Below are 20,689 nucleotides of genomic sequence, written 5' to 3'. Positions count from 1 at the left end.
TAACTATAACAGCGCTCTGGCAATTGTCAGCGTGATGGCCGTCAATCGCTGAGCAACTGGTCGCATCTCCTGACGAATTGAGCTATCGCTGGCATTTCGAGCAATACACGCTCGCCCGTTGGCCCAGCTTCACCTCACGCAGCGTGCTGCCACAGACTTTGCAGAACTGGCCGCCGCGACCGTAAGCGAACAGCTCCTGCTGGAAGTAGCCGGGCTGGCCGTCGCCGCCGACGAAATCACGCAGGGTGGTGCCGCCGCGCTCGATGGCGTGGGCCAGCACGCGCTTGATCTCGTGGGCGAGGCGCACGTACCGCGCCCGCGACACGGTGCCGGCGGCACGGCGCGGATCGATGCCCGCGGCGAACAGCGCCTCGGTCGCATAGATATTGCCCACCCCGACTACCACGGCGTTATCCATGATGAATGGCTTGACCGCCACCGCTTTGCCGCGGGACAGCTGATAAAGGCGCTCGCCATCGAACAGATCGGTCAGCGGCTCCGGCCCCAGCCCCGCGAGCAGCTTATGCTCCAGCGGAGCCAGGCTCCACAGCAGCGCGCCAAAGCGCCGTGGGTCGGTGTAACGCAGCGCCAGCCCCGACTCCAGCTCGATGTCGACATGCTCGTGCTTGGCCGCAGGCAACCCGACCTCGACCAGGCGCAGATTGCCGGACATCCCCAGGTGACTGATCAGGCTACCAACCTCGGCCTTGATCAACAGGTACTTGGCGCGGCGCTCAACCGCCTCGATACGCTGGCCGGACAGGCGCACATCGAGATCTTCGGGGATCGGCCAGCGCAGGCGACGCTCACGGACGATGACTCGGCTGACGCGCTGACCGATGAGGTGGGGCGCGATACCACGGCGAGTGGTTTCGACTTCTGGCAATTCAGGCATGGCGGCTACTTCAGCAGAGTGGCAAGGCAGCACCCTAGGGGCTGCCAGGTCGTGACGTCAACTGTCGGGCGCGGGGCGGATCAGGCGGCGCCGAGGTCGCGAATGCTCTCGCGCAGGCTCTCGAAGTCGTAATTGGAGAGCCCGACATAATCGAGGATCAGCGGCTCGATGCTCTGCCACTCGTGATCTTCACTCTGGTTGCCCAGTACCTGATAACTGCGGCAGATGTGCTCGGCCATCTTGAGGATCGCCAGCAGGTTTTTCAGTTGTGCATCACGATCGTTGTCATCGGCAAAGATGGCCAGAGCGTTGTGATGATTGGCGATGGCATCACACAGATGAAGAGGCAGGTTCCACGATTTGGCCGTGTAGTAGCCGACCACCGCGTGGTTGGTATTGAGCAGGCGATTCTCGGTGTCGACGATGCGGCGCTCGGCACTCGCACTGGCGTAGGACTCTTCGAGCACCGTCATGTAATCGGGAAAGCGCTTGAGCATCAGCGGAATGCCGCAGTTGTGGAACAGGCCCAGGGTATAGGCCTCGTCCACGGACTCGTAGCCGATGCGCTTGGCGAGCGTCAGGCAGGTCATGGCGACATCCTGGGCGGTATCCCAGAAGCGGTTGAGGGTGACGATGGTGTCGTCAGTCATCTCGCCGCGGATCGACAGCGCGTTGACCATGTTGATCACCGAGCGGCTGCCCAGCAGATTGACCGCTCGCTGGATCGAGCCAATGCGGTTGGCCAGGCCGAAATACGGCGAATTGACGATCTTCAGCAAGGCACCGGAAAGCCCCGGATCCTGACTGATCAGCCGCGCAATGGCCTTGAGATCCGGGTTGGGCATGTATTGCTCGAACTGCAGATCAACCATGATCTGCGGTTGCGGCGGCACGCTGATGCCCTGCAGAAACGTCTGGATCTGCTCGGCGGAGAGTTCTTTTTCCATAGGGGCGGCGGGGCATGAAAGGTGATGGAGCGCACAGTTTACCCTGTGGCAGATGACTTTTGCCCGGCGGTTACAGAGTAAATATACCGGTCATCGATAAAGGCTAAACAAAAAGGCCAAGCGACATAGAACAGGCCGAGCACCGGGACAAAGCCGATCCGCTGCTGCCAGCTTTTTCACCTGCCACCGAGCACCCGACGGGCTGCTCGTTTAGAATGCGCGTTTTTTACGACGGAGCCCACCATGTCCCTGCCCAGCCTGCGCCTGAAAGCCAATGCCGACCGACGCCTGCGCGCCGGCCATTTGTGGGTTTACAGCAACGAGATCGATGTGGCCGTCACGCCGCTCAACGCCTTCGAGGCGGGCGACCAGGCGATCCTCGAAGCGGCAGGCGGCAAGCCGCTGGGCATCGTCGCCGTCAGCCCGAACAACCTGATCTGCGCCCGCCTGCTGTCCCGTGACGTCAAGCACGTGCTGGACAAATCCCTGCTGGTGCACCGCATCAACGTGGCCTTGAGCCTGCGCGAGCGGCTGTTCGACAAACCCTGCTATCGCCTCGTGTACGGCGACTCCGACCTGCTGCCGGGTCTGGTGGTCGACCGTTTCTTCGACATCCTGGTAGTGCAACTGGCCTCCGCGACCATGGAGCGCCACAAGGATGACGTACTCGCTGCGCTGATCCAGGTGATCAAGCCCAGCGGCATCCTGCTCAAGAACGACTCTGCCGCACGCGACGCCGAAGGCCTCGAGCGCTATGTGGATACCGCGTTCGGCGTGGTGCCGGAGTGGGTCGCCCTGGAAGAGAACGGCGTGAAGTTCGAAGCGCCGGTGATCGAAGGCCAGAAGACCGGCTGGTTCTACGACCACCGCATGAACCGTGCCCGCCTGGCGCCCTATGTGCAGGGCAAACGCGTGCTCGACCTGTTCAGCTATATCGGGGGCTGGGGCGTGCAGGCTGCGGCGTTCGGCGCCAGTGAAGTGTTCTGCGTGGACGCCTCGGCCTTCGCACTCGACGGTGTCGAGCGTAACGCCACGCTCAACGGCTTCGCCGAGAAGATGACCTGCGTGGAAGGTGACGTGTTCGCCGCCCTGCGCGAGCTCAAGTCGGCCGAAGAGCGTTTCGACGTGGTGATCGCCGACCCACCCGCCTTCATCAAGCGCAAGAAAGACATCAAGAACGGCGAGGCCGCCTACCGCCGCCTCAACGAAACCGCCATGCGCCTGCTCAACAAGGACGGCATCCTGGTCAGCGCCAGCTGCTCGATGCACCTGGAAGAAGACAACCTGCAGAACATCCTGCTGACCAGCGCTCGCCATCTGGATCGCAACATCCAACTGCTCGAGCGCGGCGGCCAGGGCCCGGATCACCCGGTGCATCCGGCCATTGGCGAAACCCGTTACATCAAGAGCATGACCGTGCGCCTGCTGCCCAATAGCTGATAGCAGCCCTGCCGGCTGTAGCGGGCAGAGCACGTGTCACGTGCAATCTGGCCTCACTTGAGTGGCGAACCACTGCGCACAGGGCTGTCTTCTGCGTCGAAGACAGCCTACGCCAACAGTGGGTGGCCGGGGCTCGTCGAACCCTCGCGCTCGACTGCGGTCTGCACTGGGCAGATCTGAAACGCCCGGATTTACGTGATGATGCATCTTCCTCTGTTATCACGAGCGGCGCGGACGATATGCTAAGTTCTCAGCAGCACAGAGTTCATAGCCAGATGATCTACTCCTCTTCTCGCAACGCCCGACGTTTGATCGTCACGGCGCTCGCACCACCTCCTGCACACGCCAGTGATCGCAGTGGGCAAACATGTGCCAGCAAAAACTGCTGACAGCACGGCCCACGCTTACCTGGCAGGCGCAAACAAGGCCAGCCCACACTCGTGTGGCGGGTGCGACAGCGATATCTGCTTTCGCGCATGGCCAAGTCTGGTGTGATGCATGACACGAACGCGCCTCTGGGAATGATTCACGCCGGGTTGGTAGCAGGTAAACGCACACGCCATTACTGGGCGCGTCGCTCACGCTACTTCTTGCCAGCTCTGCCGTACCGGAGACCGACCCACCACAGTGCATACGTTCCGGTGACTGAGGCGCGGTACCCCGTCATAAAAATAGAGAAGAGCCCACGTGAACGACGCAACGATGCTCTCCCAGCAGTGCAGCCAAAGCAGAACGCAGCAAAACAAGGACACCGATGCGGCCCGACATCGCAAGCGCCAGGCCAAGCTATATGCCATGGCAAGAGCGCAGGAACGCAAGCGCATAGCCCGTGAACTGCATGACGAACTGGGCCAGCAACTGACCGCATTGCAGCAGGGACTGGGCGTGCTGCGCATTCACCTGAAGCGCGAGCGCCCGGATCTCAGCGAACAGATCCTGCACTTGATCAGCATCTCTCACAGTGCCATCAATGCCATACGCGACGTACAGTTCGGGGGCCCCATCGGGCGTCTGCGACATGATCTGGAAAATACCCTGCGAAACCTTACCGAGGATTTCAAGCGACTGTCTGGCATCCCCTGCCGCTGCAGCCTGCCGGCCAAACCGATCGACCTGAAACCGGAGCAGGCTTCGCATCTGTACCGGATCGTGCAGGAATCGCTGACCAACATCGTGCGGCATGCCAACGCAGGCTGGGCCGCCGTCAGCCTCGAGCGCCGCGACAACGATTACGTACTGGAGATCTCCGACGACGGCTGCGGTTTCACTCTCAGCGATACCCTGCCGGATTCAACCGGGCTGTCTGGCATGCGCGAGCGCGGCAAGCGCCTCGGCGGGCCAGTCATCATCTTCAGCCACCCCGGCCAGGGAACCATCGTGCAGGCGATATTCCCGGTAAAACCTCGCTCTCAAGGACTCCAGCCATGATCAACCTGATGATCGCAGACGACCACATGATCATGCGCGAAGGGCTGAAGCGCCTGTTCGAGCTTTACGACGACGTCCACATCGCCGCAGAAGCAGCCGATGGACCGCAAACCCTGGAACGCCTGCGCACCACCAAGGTGGATCTGCTACTGCTCGACATCAGCATGCCCGGCCTGAGCGGTGAAGCCTTGATCACACGCGTCCACCACCATCATCCGGCCCTGCCGATTCTGGTGCTGAGCATGCACAGCGATCCCCAGGTCGCCATGCGCGTGCTGCGCTGCGGAGCCGGCGGTTACCTGACCAAGAGCCAATCACCGGAAGTGCTCATTGATGCGGTGAGAAAAGTCAGCGCTGGCGCCCGCTACATCGACCCCGAACTGATCGAGCCCATCGCGTTGAGCAGCCTCAAACCGTCCACCCGTAGCGGGCTCGACAGCCTCACCAACCGAGAGTTCCAGATCATGCGGCTACTTGCCGGAGGCCTGAGCGTGAATCACATTGCGGAGCAGTTGATGATCAGCAATAAAACGGTCAGCACACATAAGATTAATCTGATGGAGAAAATGTCTTTCTCCAGCAACGCAGACTTGATCAAGTTCGCCTCAACCCTTTCCTGAATCCGACAAAAGATAAGAATATCCTTAGCTCTTTGCAAGAATTTTGGCGCCAATAAACCAGTAAACCCTGATGCCTTCAGCAAAGAAGGTTAATGCATGCTGCGGGCGTCCAAAGGAATGACTGGTCACTGCGCAGGAAGCCCCCGCCGATCCCCGTTCCGTGGAGCCTGATCCCAGCCCACCGCGGAGCAAAGAAGTGCGCGAGCGAATCCATCACCTGATTGCCCCCTTGCTGATTCTGGTCATCGGCAGCGCCGCCGTAATACTGGTTGGCCAGGGAACACTGGGTACGCTGCCCGCATTGGCCGGCCTGATTGTGGTGGGTGCGGTGGCGATTCTGGCGTTGCCAGGCAATGCCTCCGTGCAACAGCTCCCCCAAGCTCACGAAACGCCCGCGCCAAGCGAAGTCGACAACCTCGGCCATTTGTGTGAGCAAACGCTGCCGCTCTGGTCGCAGCAAATCCAGACGGCTCGCAGCCACACCGAAGAATCCATCAGCGCCCTCAGCGAACGCTTTGCCCAACTGGCAACCCGCATCCAGAACAGCATAGGCGGCAACACCGAGCGCGAGGCAGGCAAACGCCTGGTGGCGCTGCTGTCGACCTGTGAGTACGAGCTGGACATGATCGTCCTGGCCCTACGCGAAGCACTGGCCAGTAAGGAATCGCTGCTCAGGGAAGTGATGCAATTGTCCACCTTCACCGAACAGTTGCAGGACATGGCGCAGGACGTCGCCAACATCGCCAAACAAACCAACCTGCTGGCCCTCAACGCGGCCATCGAAGCCGCCCGGGCGGGCGAAAGCGGCCGCGGCTTCGCCGTGGTCGCCGACGAGGTGCGCAAGCTCTCGTCGATGTCAGGTGACACCGGACAGCGCATCGGCGAAACCGTGGTGATCGTCAACGACGCCATCCACAAGACCCTGAGCATTTCCCAGGAATACACCAAGACCGACACGGCCACCCTGAACAAGGCCAGCGAAGTGATCGCCGGGGTAATCAACCGCTTCAACCAGAACGCCACCGACATCGTCAATCACAACGAAACGATGCGCGCGCAGAGCGAAGCGGTCGCCCAGGACATCGCCGAAGTGCTGGTGGCGCTGCAGTTCCAGGACCGCACCAGCCAGATGCTCGGCCATATCGCCGGCGACCAGGACAAGCTGCTCGCCCATCTCCATGAACGCAACGCCCAACGCCGCCAGGGCCTGACCCCAGAGCCCCTGGACGTTGATCGCTGGCTGTATGAACTGGCGCAGACCTACACCATGCCCGAGCAACACGACGTGCATCGCGGCGACAGCTCCACCAAGCGCAACGATTCTGAAATCACGTTTTTCTGAGGTTCCCCCATGAGCAAAACCGTACTCATCGTCGACGACTCCACCTCCATCCGTCAGGTCGTCAGCATTACGCTCAGGGGGGCTGGCTATCAGGTCATCGAAGGCTGTGACGGCAAGGACGCCCTCACAAAACTGGACGGTCGCAAGGTTCACCTGATCATCAGTGACGTGAACATGCCGAACATGGACGGCATCACCTTCGTCAAGAACGTCAAGCAAATGCCCGCCTACAAGTTCACCCCGGTGATCATGCTCACCACCGAGGCCGGCGAAGCGAAGAAGGAAGAAGGCCGCGCAGCGGGCGCCAAGGCTTGGGTGGTCAAGCCCTTTCAGCCAGCGCAGATGCTCACTGCCGTGTCCAAGCTGATCCTGCCATGACCGACGCGCCGGCCGAGAACCTCTACCGCATCCTGCCACTGGAAGGTGGCCTGACCATCTACAGCGCGGCCGAACACATGGAGCTGTTGATGCAGGTTCTCGCGCCGGATACGGAAGTGGAGCTCGATCTCTGTGCCGTCGACGAACTGGACTGCGCAGGCCTGCAACTGCTGATTCTGGCCAAGCAGGAAGCGGCCCGCATGACCTGTGACCTGCGCCTGACCAACCACAGCCCGGCAGTGATCGAAGCCTTCGAGCTGAGCGGGCTCGGCACCTTTTTCGGTGACCCCATTCTGATCAAGCCGGCGAGCGAGTAGTCACCATGGATATGGACGAAGTGCTGCAGATCTTCATCGCCGAAAGCCAGGAACTGTTGCAGCAGATGGAAGAAGCCCTGCTGCAGTTGGAAAACAGCCCGGGCGATGCCGACACCATCAATGCCATTTTCCGTGCGGCGCATACCATCAAAGGCTCGGCAGGGCTGTTCGGCCTCGACGTGATCGTCGCCTTCACCCATATCGCCGAAAGCGTGCTCGACCGCGTACGCACCGGCGAGCTGCACTTCGACACGGAGATGACCGCCCTCTTCCTGCAGGTAGGCGATCACCTGGCGCGCCTGGTTGCGCTGGTCGACGACGGCATCGATCTGGCAAACATGGAGCCCGACACTCAGGCGCTGCACGAACAGTTGGCCGAACGCCTCACACATTATCTGCCACCTGCGCCCGGCACCGAGCAGGTGCTGACCGCCGCCACGCGTATCGAACGCGGCCATGGCCCGGGCGTGGGTGCCGATCACTGGCACCTGTCCCTGCGCTTCGGCCCCGACACCCTGCGCAACGGCATGGATCCGCTGGGTCTGTTCCGCTACCTGAATACCTTTGGCCGCATCATCAGCATCGTGCCGCTGCTTGATCGCATCCCCGCAGCCGCCGAGATGGATCCGGAAACCTGCTACCTGGGTTTCGAGGTCGCCTTTGCCAGTGACGCCGACAAGGCCACCATCGACGGTGCCTTCGAGTTCGTCCGTGAAGACAGCCTGATCCGTATCCTGCCGCCCAACAGCAAGTCGGACGAGTACCTGGAGCTGATCCGCGCCCTGCCCGAGGAAGACATGCGCCTGGGCGAAATTCTCATGCGCTGCGGCACCCTGACCGCCAGCGAACTGCAGGACGTGCTGCACACCCAGGTGCAGGGCCAGGAGCGTGACGAGCCGCGCCCGATCGGCCGAGTGCTGGTGGAAGAAAGCCTGGTGCAACCACCGGTGATCGCCGCCGCGCTGCACAAGCAACAACAGATCAAGGAAAACCGCAGCAACGAGAACAGCCTGATCCGCGTCGATGCCGGCAAGCTGGATCGGCTGATCGACCTGGTGGGCGAACTGATCATCGCTGGCGCCGGCGCACGGATGACCGCGCAGAACTGCGGCCACCCGGAAATGCTCGAAGCCACCGAGCTGCTGTCACGCCTCGTGGAGGAAGTGCGCGACTCGGCACTGCCGCTGCGCATGGTGCAGATCGGCAGCACCTTCAACCGCTTCCAGCGCGTGGTGCGCGACGTATCCGGCGAGCTCGGCAAGGACATCACCCTGTCCATCAGCGGCGGGGAAACCGAGCTCGACAAGACCGTGGTCGAACGCATCACCGACCCGCTGACGCACCTGGTACGCAACGCCATGGATCATGGCATCGAACCGGTCGACACGCGCCTGGCACGGGGCAAACCCGCCCAAGGCAACGTATCGCTGAACGCCTACCACGATGCCGGCAGCATCATCCTGGAGGTCAGTGACGACGGTGGCGGCCTCGACTCACAGCGCATCCTCGCCAAAGCCCGTGAACGCGGCTTGGTCGGCGAAGGCCAGACGCTGACCGAGAAGGAAATCTTCGCGCTGATCTTCGAGCCCGGCTTCTCCACCGCCGAGCAGGTCAGCAACCTGTCCGGACGCGGCGTCGGCATGGACGTGGTCAAGCGCAACATCGCCGCCCTGCGCGGCACCATCGAACTGGACAGCAGCCTCGGCCAGGGCACGCGCATCCGTATCCGCCTGCCCCTGACCCTGGCGATCATCGACGGTTTTCTGGTCAGCGTCGGCCAGGCTGGCTACGTGATTCCGCTGGAGCTGGTGGAGGAATGCATCGAGCTGCAGGCCGACACCTTGCCGGAAGGTGGCCATCTCGAACTGCGCGGACAGATGCTGCCCATCGTCCGCCTGCGCGAGCTGTTCGCGGACGACAGCCCGGCGCCGCGGCGCGAGAGCGTGGTGGTGGTGCAACAGGCAGGTCTGCGAGCCGGGCTGGTCGTCGATCAGTTGCTCGGTGAATTCCAGACGGTGATCAAGCCACCGGGCAAGGTGTTCTCCAGCTGCCCGGGGCTCGGCGGTTTCACCATCCTCGGTGACGGCGCGGTGGCCTTGATCCTCGACATTCCCAGCCTGCTCACCCAACTCACCAGCACCCCGGAAGCCCCGCGCCGGGCGAGGCTCGAAGCATGAACATGGCAACACTTGGGCACGAGTCAACCGCGCACCAGTACCTCACCTTCATCCTCGCTGGCGAGCACTACGCCGTCGACACCCTGAGCGTACGGGAAATTCTCGAGTACACCCGCTTCACACCGGTGCCGCGCATGCCGGCCACGGTACGCGGCGCAACCAACCTGCGCGGTGCCGTGGTGCCGGTGATCGACCTTCTGGCGCGCTTTAACGGCAAGCGTACCGAGCTCGGCAAACGCACCTGCATCATCATCCTCGACGTACCCGACGAAGATCGCCCGCAACCTCTCGGGGTGCTGGTCGATGCGGTCAGCGCAGTACGTGAGATCAGCCCGCACGAGATCCAGCCGGCACCGGCGTTCGGCAGCCATCTGCGCAGCGAATTCATCACGGGTGTCGTTCGTCTGGACGACCGTTTCGTCACGCTCCTGGCACTCGACCAGGTACTCGATCTGGAAACACTTGGCACCTCAACCACCAGCGACGTCGGCAGAACCGTACGGCCTTGATCTCACTAGCGACTCTCCCATTCGAAAGGATCTCCAGCATGCTCAGCAATTTCAAGATCGGTACCCGGCTCATCGTCGCGTTCATCTTGGTCGCCAGTATCAGCGCCGTGGTTGGCATGATCGGCCTGGCCAATACGTCCACCATGAACGACCTTGCGGACAACATGTACGAGAAGGAATTGGTCGGGCTTTCCAAGATCAAGGAAGCCAACCTCAATATCATCTTCATCGGCCGTGCCCGTTCCAACTTCCTGCTGGCGACAACCGAGCAGGATCGCGAGCGCATCCTCGCCGATATCGCCCGCTACAGTGAGGCCGCCCGCAAGAACATCGATGAATCCCGCGAGCTGTTCTACAACGAGCGCTCCCTCGAACGCTTCCGGGAAATCGACACCATCTGGGTCGAGTATCAGCGCAACATGGCCCTGGCCCTGCAAACCGCAGCAGCACAGGAGCTGTACGCGGAGAACCCGGAGCTGCAGCGCCAGCTGGCACTGGTACGGGAAAAGGGTGACAAGCTCGATGAGATCATCGGCGAACTCTCGGAAGACAAGGCAAACAACGCCCGGATCGCCAACGACAAGACCACCGAGCTGTATCTGCAGAGCCGTACGATGATGATCGCGGTCATCATCGGTGGCCTGCTGATCGGTATCGTTCTCGGTCTGCTGATCAGCCGCAGCATCACCCGCCCACTCAGCCGCGCGGTGGAAGCCGCCAACCTGCTGGCCGAAGGTGACCTGCGTGTGAAACTGGACAGCACCGCTCGCGACGAGACCGGCCAGTTGCTGAAATCGATGGGTAATATGAGCGAGAAGCTCACGCAGATCATTGCCGAAGTCCGTGGCTCCGCTGACTCGCTGTCCAGCGCCTCCGAGGAAATTTCCTCGACCGCCCAGAGCATGAGCCAGGCCGCTTCCGAACAGGCTGCTTCGGTCGAGGAAACCAGTGCCTCGATGGAACAGATGTCCGCCTCCATTTCGCAGAACACCGAGAACGCCCGGGTGACCGATGGCATGGCCAGCAAGGCCGCCAACGAAGCGGGTGAAGGTGGCCAGGCGGTCAAGGACACCGTGCGCGCCATGAAGACCATCGCCGACAAGATCGGCATCGTCGACGACATCGCCTACCAGACCAACTTGCTCGCCCTCAACGCTGCCATCGAGGCTGCCCGTGCCGGTGAGCACGGCAAAGGCTTCGCGGTGGTCGCCGCGGAAGTACGCAAGCTGGCCGAGCGCAGCCAGGTAGCCGCTCAGGAAATCGGCGAAGTCGCCAAGAACAGCGTGGCCCTGGCCGAACGTGCCGGCACCCTGCTCGACGAGATGGTGCCATCCATCGCCAAGACCTCCGACCTGGTACAGGAAATCGCTGCCGCCTCCGACGAGCAGAGCAGCGGCGTCAACCAGATCAGCACGGCCATGAACCAGCTCAGCGAGCTGACTCAGCAGAACGCCTCGGCCTCCGAGGAGCTCGCCGCCACTGCCGAGGAAATGAGCGGCCAGGCCGAACAGCTGCAGCAACTGATGGACTTCTTCCGCCTCAGCGGCAGTGGAGAGCGCATCACGACCGCCAACCCACCCCGCAACAAGCAGCAGAACAGCCGTGGCAACAATGCCGCACGCCAACTGCGCGGCGACGAAGGCCAGCAAGGCCATGGAACGGGCCTGCCGGCCGGTTACGTGCGCTTTCAGGAGTAGGCCATGAGCGCCGAAACCCGACTGCTCGACGACGCTACCGCGGTGTCGGGCCAGTACCTGACCTTTACCCTGGCTCAGGAGCTGTTCGCGGTTGAAATCCGTGCCGTGCGGGAGATTATCGAGTACGGCCGGCTGACCACGGTGCCGATGATGCCGCCAAGCATTCTTGGTGTGATCAACCTGCGCGGCGCGGTGGTGCCGGTGATGGATCTCGGTCAGCGTTTCGGCGGCCGGGCCACCGCCATCGGGCCGAGAACCTGCATCGTGATTCTGGAGATACTCAACCAGACCGGCACCCAGGTGATCGGCATGGTGGTGGACGCCGTCAACGAAGTTCGCGAGCTGAACGCTGAGCAGATCGAACCGGCGCCCAGCTTCGGTGGCAGCATCCGCGCCGACTTCATTCGTGGCATGGGCAAACTCGATGAGCGGCTGGTGGTAATGCTCGATATCGGCCGGATCATCTCCGCTGAAGAACATGCGGCGCTCAGTCAGGCCGAGCAGCATGGCCTCGAAGGCGCGCGGGGCTGATATGCGCGAAACCACTCAAGCCACCCTTTCCGACCGGGAATTTGGCCAGTTCCGCCACCTGATCCACGAGATTGCCGGCATCCACCTTTCCGAAGCTAAGAAACCGTTGGTGGCCGGCCGCCTGAACAAGCGCCTGCGCTCTTTTGGCATGGCCAGCTATGGCGACTACTTCAACCGCATAAGCAAAGACGCGGCGGAACTGCAGACCTGCGTGGATCTGCTGACCACCAACGAAACCTATTTCTTTCGCGAGCCCAAGCATTTCGACTTTTTGCGCGAACTGCTGCAGAACCCCGCCACCATTCCCAGCGGACGGCCCTTGCGCATATGGAGCGGCGCCTGTTCCAGCGGCGAGGAGCCCTACACCCTGGCCCTGCTGCTGGCCGAACGGCTCGGCGAAAGGCCCTGGGAGATTCTTGCCTCGGATATCAGCCAACGTATCCTCGCGCAGGCCCGCAGCGGTGTTTATGACCTGGAAGACAGCCAGAACATCCCCCGCCACCTGCTGGTAAAGCATTGCCTGCGCGGCGTCGACGATAATCAGGGGCGCATGATGATCGCTCCGTCGCTGCGCCAGCGCATCCGCTTCGAGCAGATCAACCTGAACAGCGCACTACCGGATCTAGGCTTGTTCGATGTAATTTTCCTGCGCAACGTGATGATCTACTTTGACGCTGACACCAAGCGCCAGGTAGTGGCTCGCCTGGTCAAGCACCTGCGCCCGGGCGGACATTTCTTCATCAGTCACTCGGAGAGCCTGAACGGCGTCAACGATACGCTCAAGGTCGTCAAACCTTCGATCTACCGCAAACCAGATGCCTAACACCCCCTCCATCGCCGAGGTTTATCTGAAACCCGGCGACTACCATTTCGGCGGCCCCTACACCCGTGTACGAACCCTGCTTGGCTCCTGCGTTTCACTGGTGCTCTGGCACCCCCATGCCCGCCTTGGCGGCATGTGCCATTTCATGTTGCCGACGCGCGGCCGCCCAACCGCCCATCCGGACGGCCGCTACGGCGATGAGGTCATGAACCTGCTGTGCGAAGCCATAGGCCTCAGTGGTACGAAAGTGTCCGACTACCAGGCACGCATCTTCGGGGGCGGGCATATGTTTCCCGCGCTCATGAATAGCAACCGCCGGCATGTGGGTCTACAGAACGTTGACATGGCCAGGCGTCTAATCGCCGAGAAGAAACTCAGTTGCCACGGCGAACATGTGGGAGGTGTCGGTCATCGCAACCTGATCTTCGACATCTGGAGTGGCCATCTGGCCTTGAAACAAACGGCGCCAACAGCCGTATCCGGTCACACCTGAGAGCGATACGCATGAAACCTATAAAAGTCATGATCGTCGACGACTCCGCCGTGGTACGCCAGGTGCTGTCCTCGGTGCTGGCCAGCGACCCGGCGATCCAGGTCATCGGCACCGCCGCCGACCCACTTTTTGCCCTCGACAAGATGCAGCGCGAGTGGCCTGACGTCATCGTGCTGGACGTGGAAATGCCCCGTATGGACGGCATCACCTTCCTCAAGAAGCTGATGGCCGAGCGCCCCACGCCGGTGGTGATCTGCTCGACGCTGACCGAGAAAGGTGCGACTACCACCATGCAGGCACTCTCCGCCGGAGCGGTGAGTATCGTCACCAAGCCCCAGGCCAGCCTCAGCAAGTTTCTCGTCAATGCCAGCGATGACCTGGTCAATGCCGTCAAGGCGGCGGCACGCGCCAATGTCAGCCGCCTGGTAAAGAACAAGGCCGCGCCGCCTGCGCCCGTGCAGAGCAAGCTCAGCGCAGACGTCATTCTGCCACCGGGCCAGGGCGCCATGGCGCGCACCACCGAACGTGTCGTCGCCATCGGCACGTCCACAGGCGGCACCCAGGCACTGGAGTACATTCTCACCCGCCTGCCAAGGGTGTGCCCTGCGCTGGTCATCGTCCAGCACATGCCAGAACGCTTCACCGCTGCCTTCGCCGAACGCCTCAACGGCCTCTGCGAACTGGAAGTACTGGAAGCACGGCATGGCGACCGGGTGGTGCCCGGCCGTGCGCTGATAGCGCCCGGTGGCCGCCATCTGCTGCTCAAACGCAGCGGCGCCCAGTATCTGGTCGAGGTGGTCGACGGCCCGCCGGTGAGTCGTCACAAGCCTTCGGTGGACGTCCTGTTCCGCTCAACGGCCCGCGCTGCAGGCGCCAACGCCACGGGCATCATCATGACCGGCATGGGCGACGACGGCGCCCGCGGCCTGCGCGAGATGCACGAGGCCGGCGCCCTCACCCTCGGCCAGGACGAAGCCAGTTGCGTGGTCTACGGCATGCCCCGAGAGGCCATGAAACTCGGCGCCGTGAGCCGCGAGATACCGCTGGAACAGATCCCCACTGCCATCCTGCGGGGTTAGTGCTGAGCAGTCGCCTGGTCGCCCTGGATAGTCGCCGTCAGCAGCGTCTCACCAGGGGCCGACTCGATCCGTAGTTGCCCCCCCATGCGCTCGATGCGCATACGCATGCTGCTCATGCCGACGCCAGCGGCCGCAGCAAGCACATCATCCACGGCAAAGCCGCGGCCATTGTCACGAACCCACAGGCTCAGGCCATGCTCCGCCTCGGCGCGTACGCCCACTTCCAACCGGGTGGCGCCGGCATGCTTGAGCACGTTGGTCAGGGCTTCTTCGAGAAAGCGCGTCAGGGCTAGCAACTGTGGTGGCGTGAATACTCCCGGCCATTGCGCCGGCAGACTCCAGTGCGACTCAATGCCAAGGTCGTCGAACAGGTCGATAAAGCGCCGACGCAACGGCGCCAGCCACTCCTGCGGTGACTGCCAGCTGGGCACCGCCGAGGAGCCGTCAATCACATCGCGCAGATCGCTGCGCAAGGTCTTCAGCACCGACAGAAACTGCTCACCGCGTAGCCCCGAACCATGTTCCATGGTGGTAATCGAGCGCATCAGCGAGCTGCCCAGACCGTCATGCAGATCGTGGGTCAGGCGCAGGCGTTCGTTGAGGCGAATGTTGTCGGCTTCCAACTGGTGCTCACGCTGTAGTGTTTGGGTCAGCTCTGCGCGCGTGCTGTCGACCCTGGCCTGCAGATCGTCGTTGAAACGCTCGATGCGTTGCAGGCTGCTGGAGAAGCGCGCGGCCAGGATCAGGAACATCACCACCGACATCAACGGTGCAGACAGAAGCGCGTAGACTCCTGGAACACCCAAAACACCAGTAAAAGCCAGAACCTCGAAGACAGTCCCTCCAAAGATGCACGTGCCAAGCAGGATCAGGTAGGCCTCACGTGCACGACAGGCATGCCACAGCAGTTGCAGGCAGACCACCGGCAAGGCAGCCCTGAGGACAAAGGCAGAGAGCATCTGCAGCACCGAAATCTGCGCCTTCGGCACCAGCAGCGTGGCCATGCACAGCACGATAGTCACGCCCCAGAGCACACGCCCTAAGCGTGGAAAACGCATGCTACCGAGCGACCAGATGAACATGCAGAACGCCGGGCAATACAGTGACAACGCCACCAGGCTGAGGCGATCCCAAACCTCGCCATTGGCGAACGGCCAGGACGAGGTCAGCAGCATATTGAGGATGCCGAACGACCACAGTAGCGAAGCCAGTGCGACCCAGCCGAAAGCATGCTCCTGACGGCGGAACAGCCAGAACGTCAGGAACAGCACACCCAGTACCAGGGAGATCAGCAGGCCGATGAAAATCAGTTCGCGCTGCAGCAGCAACTGCAGGCGGTACTCGGGCCAGACCTGCTCGGACACACCCAGGCGCACCGCACCCAGACCAGGCGCCGCATGCTCCGAGCCGACCAGGCGAATCCACAGGGTATTACTTTCCTGCTGGCCGGAGGCTGGTAACAGCCAGTAGCGTGGCAGGTTCCAGCTACGCGACAAGGGCTCGACCAGGCTCTCGTCACGCCAGATCAGATCGTCGTTGAGCCACACCTCACCGGCCATAACCATGCGATTTATATTCAGCGCCAGCGGCTCACCTGAGCAGTCGGCCTGCCAGTCCAACCGATACCACACCGGCCCGAGAAAGCCTGGCCAGTGGCGTTGCCATAGATCCGGCAGGCTCACCGGCTGCCAGCCATCAAGCGGGCGCACACCATCACCAGCCCGCTCGGGGGCCGCCATCACGCTGCTGATAAGCGGCTGGCAGCTCGCCTGCGCCAGGCTGGAAAACCATGGCAGCAGGACGAGCAGCAGCGTCAGGACAACAAGCCGCGTTGCCGGGCTTCGCTCACCGCGCGGGTGCGCGAGGAGACGGCCAGCTTGCGGTAAATCCGTTTGATATGGCATTCGACGGTATGGCGGGAAATGGTCAACTGTTCGGCGATTTCCCGGTTGCTCAACCCACGGGAAACCAATTCGAGAATTTCGCTCTCGCGGGCGCTGAGCGTTTCAATCTCCGCCAACTCGTTAGACCGGGGCGCAGCTGGCAACAAGGTCAGAATACGCCGGGCAATGAACGGATCGATTGGCGCACCGCCACGCAGCACGCTACGAATCGACAGGCTCACCTCCAGGTCATCGCGCTCCTTGAGCACGTACCCAGTCGCCCCGGCGCGCAACGCACCGAGAATCGCCTCCTCGGTGCTCCAGGCCGAGATCACCAAAACCCACAAGGTCGGATCCAGCACGCGCAACTCATGGATCAGCTCGATGCCATTGCCATCCGGCAAGCCCAGATCCACCAGCACCATCGCCACGGGCTGGCTACGGACATGCGCCCGTGCTTCGGCCAGGCTCATCGAGAAGTTCACCGCCTCGTGCGCATAACCAATCTCGCTGAGCACCCGCGACAGCCGCTGGCGCATCAACGGATCGTCCTCGACAACCAGTACCGGTGCGGGCAGCAGAACATCATCGGGAGGAAGGCTGGCGGTCGACATCGGCGAGCAGCACTCCATGAAGGTAAATAAGGACGATGAGTGTGGCACGCAGTAGTGGCATCCGACTATCACCAGAATCAGGTATTGCCCAGCAGGGGATTGCGATAACAGCCCTCACCAGGCCAGAACAAATTCTGGCCGAAATTACCTAGTTTCAGTGATAGCCAATTGCCAACACCTTCACGTCTAATACGCGCCTACTATCAGAGGTGCAGACCCGCGCTCGCCTGCACACCATATCCACTCCCGACTCGCTTCATGTCGCCCAGCACATCGGCAGCCTGGTCGGTTTTCATCGCTCTGGAGAGTTTCCATGAACCGTACCTACGCTCTTGTCTGGAACCCCAGCCTCGCCACCTGGACTGTCGCCCATGAGCACGCCCGCCGGCGCGGCAAGGGCGCCGGTGCGGTACTCGCGGCGGCCTTGCTGCTGCCAGCCATGGTACTCGCTGCCGACCTGCCCACCGGCGGCCAAGTGGTGGCGGGTCAGGGCCAGATCGGCACGCCCAGCACCAACCAAATGGTGATCGACCAGGCCAGTAACAAACTCGCCATCAACTGGCAGAGTTTCGATATCGCCAGTGGCAACAAGGTGACCTTTAACCAACCCGGCACCGACTCGATTGCGCTTAACCGCGTGCTCGGCGCCGATGGCTCGAAAATCATGGGCCAGCTCGATGCCAATGGCCGGGTATTTATCATCAACCCCAATGGCGTGTTGTTCGGCCAGGGCGCACAGGTCAATGTCGGCGGCCTGGTGGCCTCCACGCTGGATATCAGCAACGGCGACTTCGAAGCCGGCAACTACCAGTTCAAGGGTAACGGCAGCAATGCCAGCGTGATCAACAACGGCAAGATCACTGCCGCCGACGGCGGCGCGGTGGCCCTGCTCGGCGGCACGGTGAGCAACAACGGCGTAATCGTCGCCAACCAGGGCAGCGTGGCCCTGGCGGCAGGCAACAAGGTCACCCTGGATTTTGCCGGCGATGGCCTGCTCAACGTTCAGGTCGATGAGGCGGTGGTCGATGCGCTGGTGGAAAACCATAAGCTGATCAAGGCCGATGGCGGCCAGGTGCTGCTGACCGCGGATGCCGGCGAAGCGCTGCTCAAGACAGTAGTCAACAACACCGGGGTGATCGAGGCGCAGACCCTGGGCGAGAAGGACGGCAAGATCGTTCTGCTTGGCAGCTTTGACGGCGGCAGTGTGCAGGTGGCCGGCACCCTGGATGCCAGCGCACCCAATGGCGGCAACGGCGGTTTTATCGAAACCTCCGGCGCCCACGTCAAGGTGGCTGACAGCGCCAAGGTCACCACCAAGGCGCAGAACGGCAAGACCGGTACCTGGCTGATCGACCCCAACGACTTCACCGTCGCCGCCACGGGCGGCGATATGAGCGGCGCAGCGGTGTCGGCGGCGGTGCAGAACAACAACTTCGAGATCCAGACTGCCACGATGGGTACGGCGGGTGGCAATGGCGATATCCATATCAATGATGCCATCACGTGGAGCAGTGGCAACACGCTGACCCTCACCGCCGAGCGCAATATCAATGTCAACGCCGCCATGACTGCCGAACACGCCAGCGGCAAGGTCGCCCTGCAGTACGGCCAGGCCAGCACCAATGGCGGCGCAGCGGACTACAACATAAAGGCGCCCATCAACCTGCAAAGCGGCAACAACTTCAGCACCCAGAAAGGCTCGAGCGGCAGCGTGATCACCTACTCCGTGGTCAATGATGCCGCTGCGCTGCAAGCCATGAACAACAACCTCAGCGGCAACTACGCCGTGGGCAGCGATATCGACCTGAGCAGCATCACCAATTGGCAGCCAGTCGGTAATAGCTCAACAAAGTTCAGCGGTAGGCTGGATGGCTTGGGCCACACCCTCAGCAACCTCACCATCGTCTCTGCCCCTTCTGGCTACTCCGGCCTGTTTGGCTCTACCGACAGCGGCAGCGTTATACACAATATCGGGCTCGTGGGCGGCACCGTGCGGGGCGACGGGCTCAGCGGTGCGCTGGTTGGCTGGAACCTCGGCACCATCAGCAATGCTTACGCCACTGGCAGCGTCAACGGTGGCGGTGGCGGTGGCGGTGGCATCGTTATCGGTGGACTGGTCGGCAGAAACGACGGCAGCATTAGCAATGCTTACGCCACCGGCAACGTCAGCAGTGTCAGGGGAGGTGGAGGTGGAGGTGGCATCGTTACCGGCGGACTGGTCGGATTGAACAACGGCAACATTAGCGATGCTTACGCCACTGGCAGCGTCAACGGCAGCAGTGGCGGTGGCATCGTTATCGGCGGACTGGTCGGCAGAAACGACGGCAGCATTAGCAATGCTTACGCCACCAGCAGCGTCGAGGCCAGCAGTGTCAGTGGTGGTGACATCCTTATCGGCGGACTGGTTGGCAGAAACGACGCCAGCATTAGCAACGCTTACGCCACCGGTAGCGTCAACAGCATCACCGATGGCGGTGGCGCCTTTACCGGCGGACTGGTCGGTGCGAACAACAACGGCAGCATTAGCAATGCTTATGCCAGCGGCAGCGTCAGCGTCCTCACGCTCGGTTTCCTCGATGCCTTTACCGGCGGACTGGTCGGCAGCAACGACGGCAGCATTAGCAATGCTTATGCCAGCGGCAGCGTCAGCGTCAACAGGTTCGGTTTCGGCGCCGCCTTTACCGGCGGACTGGTCGGTGCGAACAACGGCCTAATCCAGAACAGTTTCTGGGACACTCAAACAACCGGCCAAGCCAGCAGTGCCGGCGGCACGGCCAAAACCACGCAACAAATGCAGCAAGCCAGCACCTTTTCCGGCTGGGATATATCCGCCAACGGCGGTGAAAACACCATCTGGCGTATCTACGAGGGCCACACCGGCCCGCTGCTGCGTAGTTTCTTGCAGAGTGTCACGCTGACCGTCGATGTCAGCGGCGGTAATAAAACTTATGACGGCAACGCCGCCACGGGTGTGGGCACCTATACCGACAGCCAGGGCAACACGCCGGACGCCAGTAAACTGCTGGGCAGCCTGGATTACACGAGCAGTAGCAAGAACGCTGGCACCTACAGCAGCGCCGATAGCACGTTGATTCTCGTTGCCGGCCTATACTCGGGCCAGCGCGGCTATGACATCAGCTATGCCGATGTCGACACTAGCCTGACCATCGCCAAAGCGGATCTGGCTGTCACCGGCATCACCGCCGGCGACAAGACCTACGACGGCGCCCGCGCGGCCACCCTCTCTGGCATTGCCATCGTCACGGCCATTGGCGCTGATATAGTGAACGTGAGTGGAACCGGCACCGGCACGTTCGTCGACAAGAACGCCGACACTGGCAAAGCCGTGACCGTCAGCGGCTACACCCTGAGCGGCACCGATGCCGGCAACTACAGCATCGTTCAACCCACCGGGCTAACCGCGAACATCGGCAAGGCTGCACTGACCATCACCGCCAACGACGCCAGCAAGACCTACAACGGCCAGGCCTGGAGCGGCGGTAACGGTGTGAGCTA

The 20,689-nt window shown here is 62.0% G+C and carries 17 protein-coding genes and 1 pseudogene; 14 read left to right on the top strand and 4 right to left on the bottom strand.

The window, feature by feature from the left end; genetic code table 11:
• Window positions 1-82: 82 nt before the first annotated feature.
• Together mutM and ACZ3GY_RS20630 are read right to left on the bottom strand one after the other, a co-directional pair.
• Window positions 83-895, bottom strand: coding sequence for a bifunctional DNA-formamidopyrimidine glycosylase/DNA-(apurinic or apyrimidinic site) lyase (gene mutM, locus ACZ3GY_RS20635; protein ID WP_463563123.1), 813 nt, complete (start codon window positions 893-895; stop codon window positions 83-85).
• Between the two features lie 80 nt (window positions 896-975).
• Window positions 976-1,788, bottom strand: coding sequence for an HDOD domain-containing protein (locus ACZ3GY_RS20630; RefSeq protein ID WP_463565969.1), 813 nt, complete (start codon window positions 1,786-1,788; stop codon window positions 976-978).
• Between the two features lie 297 nt (window positions 1,789-2,085).
• On the opposite strand from ACZ3GY_RS20630, the gene ACZ3GY_RS20625 reads away from it, so the two are divergent.
• The 13 genes and pseudogenes from ACZ3GY_RS20625 to ACZ3GY_RS20565 all read left to right on the top strand — a co-directional run bounded on the left by ACZ3GY_RS20625 (window position 2,086) and on the right by ACZ3GY_RS20565 (window position 14,676).
• Complete coding sequence (locus ACZ3GY_RS20625) at window positions 2,086-3,282, top strand: class I SAM-dependent rRNA methyltransferase (protein WP_225836427.1); 1,197 nt, start codon at window positions 2,086-2,088, stop codon at window positions 3,280-3,282.
• A 687-nt stretch (window positions 3,283-3,969) separates the two neighbouring features.
• Window positions 3,970-4,710 (top strand): sensor histidine kinase, encoded by a 741-nt coding sequence (locus tag ACZ3GY_RS20620; protein WP_465911801.1) that lies wholly within the window; start codon window positions 3,970-3,972, stop codon window positions 4,708-4,710.
• Window positions 4,707-5,330, top strand: coding sequence for a response regulator (locus tag ACZ3GY_RS20615; protein WP_465911800.1), 624 nt, complete (start codon window positions 4,707-4,709; stop codon window positions 5,328-5,330). The genes ACZ3GY_RS20620 and ACZ3GY_RS20615 overlap by 4 nt, the downstream gene beginning before the upstream one ends.
• A 727-nt stretch (window positions 5,331-6,057) precedes the next feature.
• Window positions 6,058-6,672 (top strand): annotated as a pseudogene (locus tag ACZ3GY_RS20610) (methyl-accepting chemotaxis protein); the annotation flags it as partial.
• 9 nt (window positions 6,673-6,681) lie between these two features.
• A complete protein-coding gene (locus tag ACZ3GY_RS20605) occupies window positions 6,682-7,050 on the top strand; it encodes a response regulator (RefSeq protein ID WP_225836435.1) in 369 nt (122 codons plus the stop codon).
• Complete coding sequence (locus ACZ3GY_RS20600) at window positions 7,047-7,367, top strand: STAS domain-containing protein (protein WP_172137506.1); 321 nt, start codon at window positions 7,047-7,049, stop codon at window positions 7,365-7,367. The genes ACZ3GY_RS20605 and ACZ3GY_RS20600 overlap by 4 nt, the downstream gene beginning before the upstream one ends.
• A gap of 5 nt (window positions 7,368-7,372) precedes the next feature.
• Complete coding sequence (locus tag ACZ3GY_RS20595; RefSeq protein ID WP_465911799.1) at window positions 7,373-9,544, top strand: chemotaxis protein CheA; 2,172 nt, start codon at window positions 7,373-7,375, stop codon at window positions 9,542-9,544.
• A complete protein-coding gene (locus ACZ3GY_RS20590) occupies window positions 9,541-10,053 on the top strand; it encodes a chemotaxis protein CheW (RefSeq protein WP_225836443.1) in 513 nt (170 codons plus the stop codon). The genes ACZ3GY_RS20595 and ACZ3GY_RS20590 overlap by 4 nt, the downstream gene beginning before the upstream one ends.
• A 38-nt stretch (window positions 10,054-10,091) precedes the next feature.
• Window positions 10,092-11,750 (top strand): methyl-accepting chemotaxis protein, encoded by a 1,659-nt coding sequence (locus ACZ3GY_RS20585; RefSeq protein WP_225836446.1) that lies wholly within the window; start codon window positions 10,092-10,094, stop codon window positions 11,748-11,750.
• A gap of 3 nt (window positions 11,751-11,753) precedes the next feature.
• On the top strand, window positions 11,754-12,281 hold the full coding sequence (locus tag ACZ3GY_RS20580) for a chemotaxis protein CheW (RefSeq protein ID WP_463563117.1): 528 nt from the start codon (window positions 11,754-11,756) through the stop codon (window positions 12,279-12,281).
• A gap of 1 nt (window position 12,282) precedes the next feature.
• The gene (locus tag ACZ3GY_RS20575) at window positions 12,283-13,104 is read left to right on the top strand and encodes a CheR family methyltransferase (protein ID WP_225836453.1); all 822 of its coding nucleotides are present in this window, start codon (window positions 12,283-12,285) and stop codon (window positions 13,102-13,104) included.
• Window positions 13,097-13,597 carry a chemotaxis protein CheD gene (locus tag ACZ3GY_RS20570; RefSeq protein ID WP_463563115.1) on the top strand — a complete coding sequence of 167 codons (501 nt, stop codon included), beginning with the start codon at window positions 13,097-13,099 and terminating at the stop codon, window positions 13,595-13,597. Before ACZ3GY_RS20575 ends, ACZ3GY_RS20570 begins: the two co-directional genes overlap by 8 nt.
• An 11-nt stretch (window positions 13,598-13,608) precedes the next feature.
• Window positions 13,609-14,676: a protein-glutamate methylesterase/protein-glutamine glutaminase gene (locus tag ACZ3GY_RS20565; RefSeq protein ID WP_225836457.1), complete on the top strand. Its 1,068-nt coding sequence runs from the start codon at window positions 13,609-13,611 to the stop codon at window positions 14,674-14,676.
• On the opposite strand, the gene ACZ3GY_RS20560 is transcribed toward ACZ3GY_RS20565, so the two are convergent.
• Both ACZ3GY_RS20560 and ACZ3GY_RS20555 read right to left on the bottom strand, forming a co-directional pair.
• The gene (locus ACZ3GY_RS20560; RefSeq protein WP_465911798.1) at window positions 14,673-16,415 is read right to left on the bottom strand and encodes a sensor histidine kinase; all 1,743 of its coding nucleotides are present in this window, start codon (window positions 16,413-16,415) and stop codon (window positions 14,673-14,675) included. The genes ACZ3GY_RS20565 and ACZ3GY_RS20560 overlap by 4 nt on opposite strands.
• 74 nt (window positions 16,416-16,489) lie before the next feature.
• Entirely contained in the window at window positions 16,490-17,173 is a 684-nt protein-coding gene (locus ACZ3GY_RS20555; RefSeq protein ID WP_465911797.1) for a response regulator, read from the bottom strand.
• 313 nt (window positions 17,174-17,486) lie between these two features.
• On the opposite strand from ACZ3GY_RS20555, the gene ACZ3GY_RS20550 reads away from it, so the two are divergent.
• Window positions 17,487-20,689, top strand: a 3,203-nt coding sequence (locus ACZ3GY_RS20550; RefSeq protein WP_465911796.1) for a two-partner secretion domain-containing protein, incomplete at its 3' end; no start/stop codon positions are given.

It is taken from the genome of Pseudomonas sp. PME37.24/006 (assembly GCF_055556635.1).
Note: the sequence above shows the minus strand (reverse complement) of the source record. Positions and strands in the feature narration are given on the sequence as shown.

Bases quoted from the DNA above. Each gene is read 5' to 3' on its own strand.
- mutM (WP_463563123.1), bottom strand. From the start codon at position 895: ATGCCTGAATTGCCAGAAGTCGAAACCACTCGCCGTGGTATCGCGCCC.
- ACZ3GY_RS20625 (WP_225836427.1), top strand. From the start codon at position 2,086: ATGTCCCTGCCCAGCCTGCGCCTGAAAGCCAATGCCGACCGACGCCTG.
- ACZ3GY_RS20615 (WP_465911800.1), top strand. From the start codon at position 4,707: ATGATCAACCTGATGATCGCAGACGACCACATGATCATGCGCGAAGGG.
- ACZ3GY_RS20605 (WP_225836435.1), top strand. From the start codon at position 6,682: ATGAGCAAAACCGTACTCATCGTCGACGACTCCACCTCCATCCGTCAG.
- ACZ3GY_RS20600 (WP_172137506.1), top strand. From the start codon at position 7,047: ATGACCGACGCGCCGGCCGAGAACCTCTACCGCATCCTGCCACTGGAA.
- ACZ3GY_RS20595 (WP_465911799.1), top strand. From the start codon at position 7,373: ATGGATATGGACGAAGTGCTGCAGATCTTCATCGCCGAAAGCCAGGAA.
- ACZ3GY_RS20590 (WP_225836443.1), top strand. From the start codon at position 9,541: ATGAACATGGCAACACTTGGGCACGAGTCAACCGCGCACCAGTACCTC.
- ACZ3GY_RS20585 (WP_225836446.1), top strand. From the start codon at position 10,092: ATGCTCAGCAATTTCAAGATCGGTACCCGGCTCATCGTCGCGTTCATC.
- ACZ3GY_RS20580 (WP_463563117.1), top strand. From the start codon at position 11,754: ATGAGCGCCGAAACCCGACTGCTCGACGACGCTACCGCGGTGTCGGGC.
- ACZ3GY_RS20575 (WP_225836453.1), top strand. From the start codon at position 12,283: ATGCGCGAAACCACTCAAGCCACCCTTTCCGACCGGGAATTTGGCCAG.
- ACZ3GY_RS20570 (WP_463563115.1), top strand. From the start codon at position 13,097: ATGCCTAACACCCCCTCCATCGCCGAGGTTTATCTGAAACCCGGCGAC.
- ACZ3GY_RS20565 (WP_225836457.1), top strand. From the start codon at position 13,609: ATGAAACCTATAAAAGTCATGATCGTCGACGACTCCGCCGTGGTACGC.
- ACZ3GY_RS20560 (WP_465911798.1), bottom strand. From the start codon at position 16,415: ATGGCGGCCCCCGAGCGGGCTGGTGATGGTGTGCGCCCGCTTGATGGC.
- ACZ3GY_RS20555 (WP_465911797.1), bottom strand. From the start codon at position 17,173: ATGTCGACCGCCAGCCTTCCTCCCGATGATGTTCTGCTGCCCGCACCG.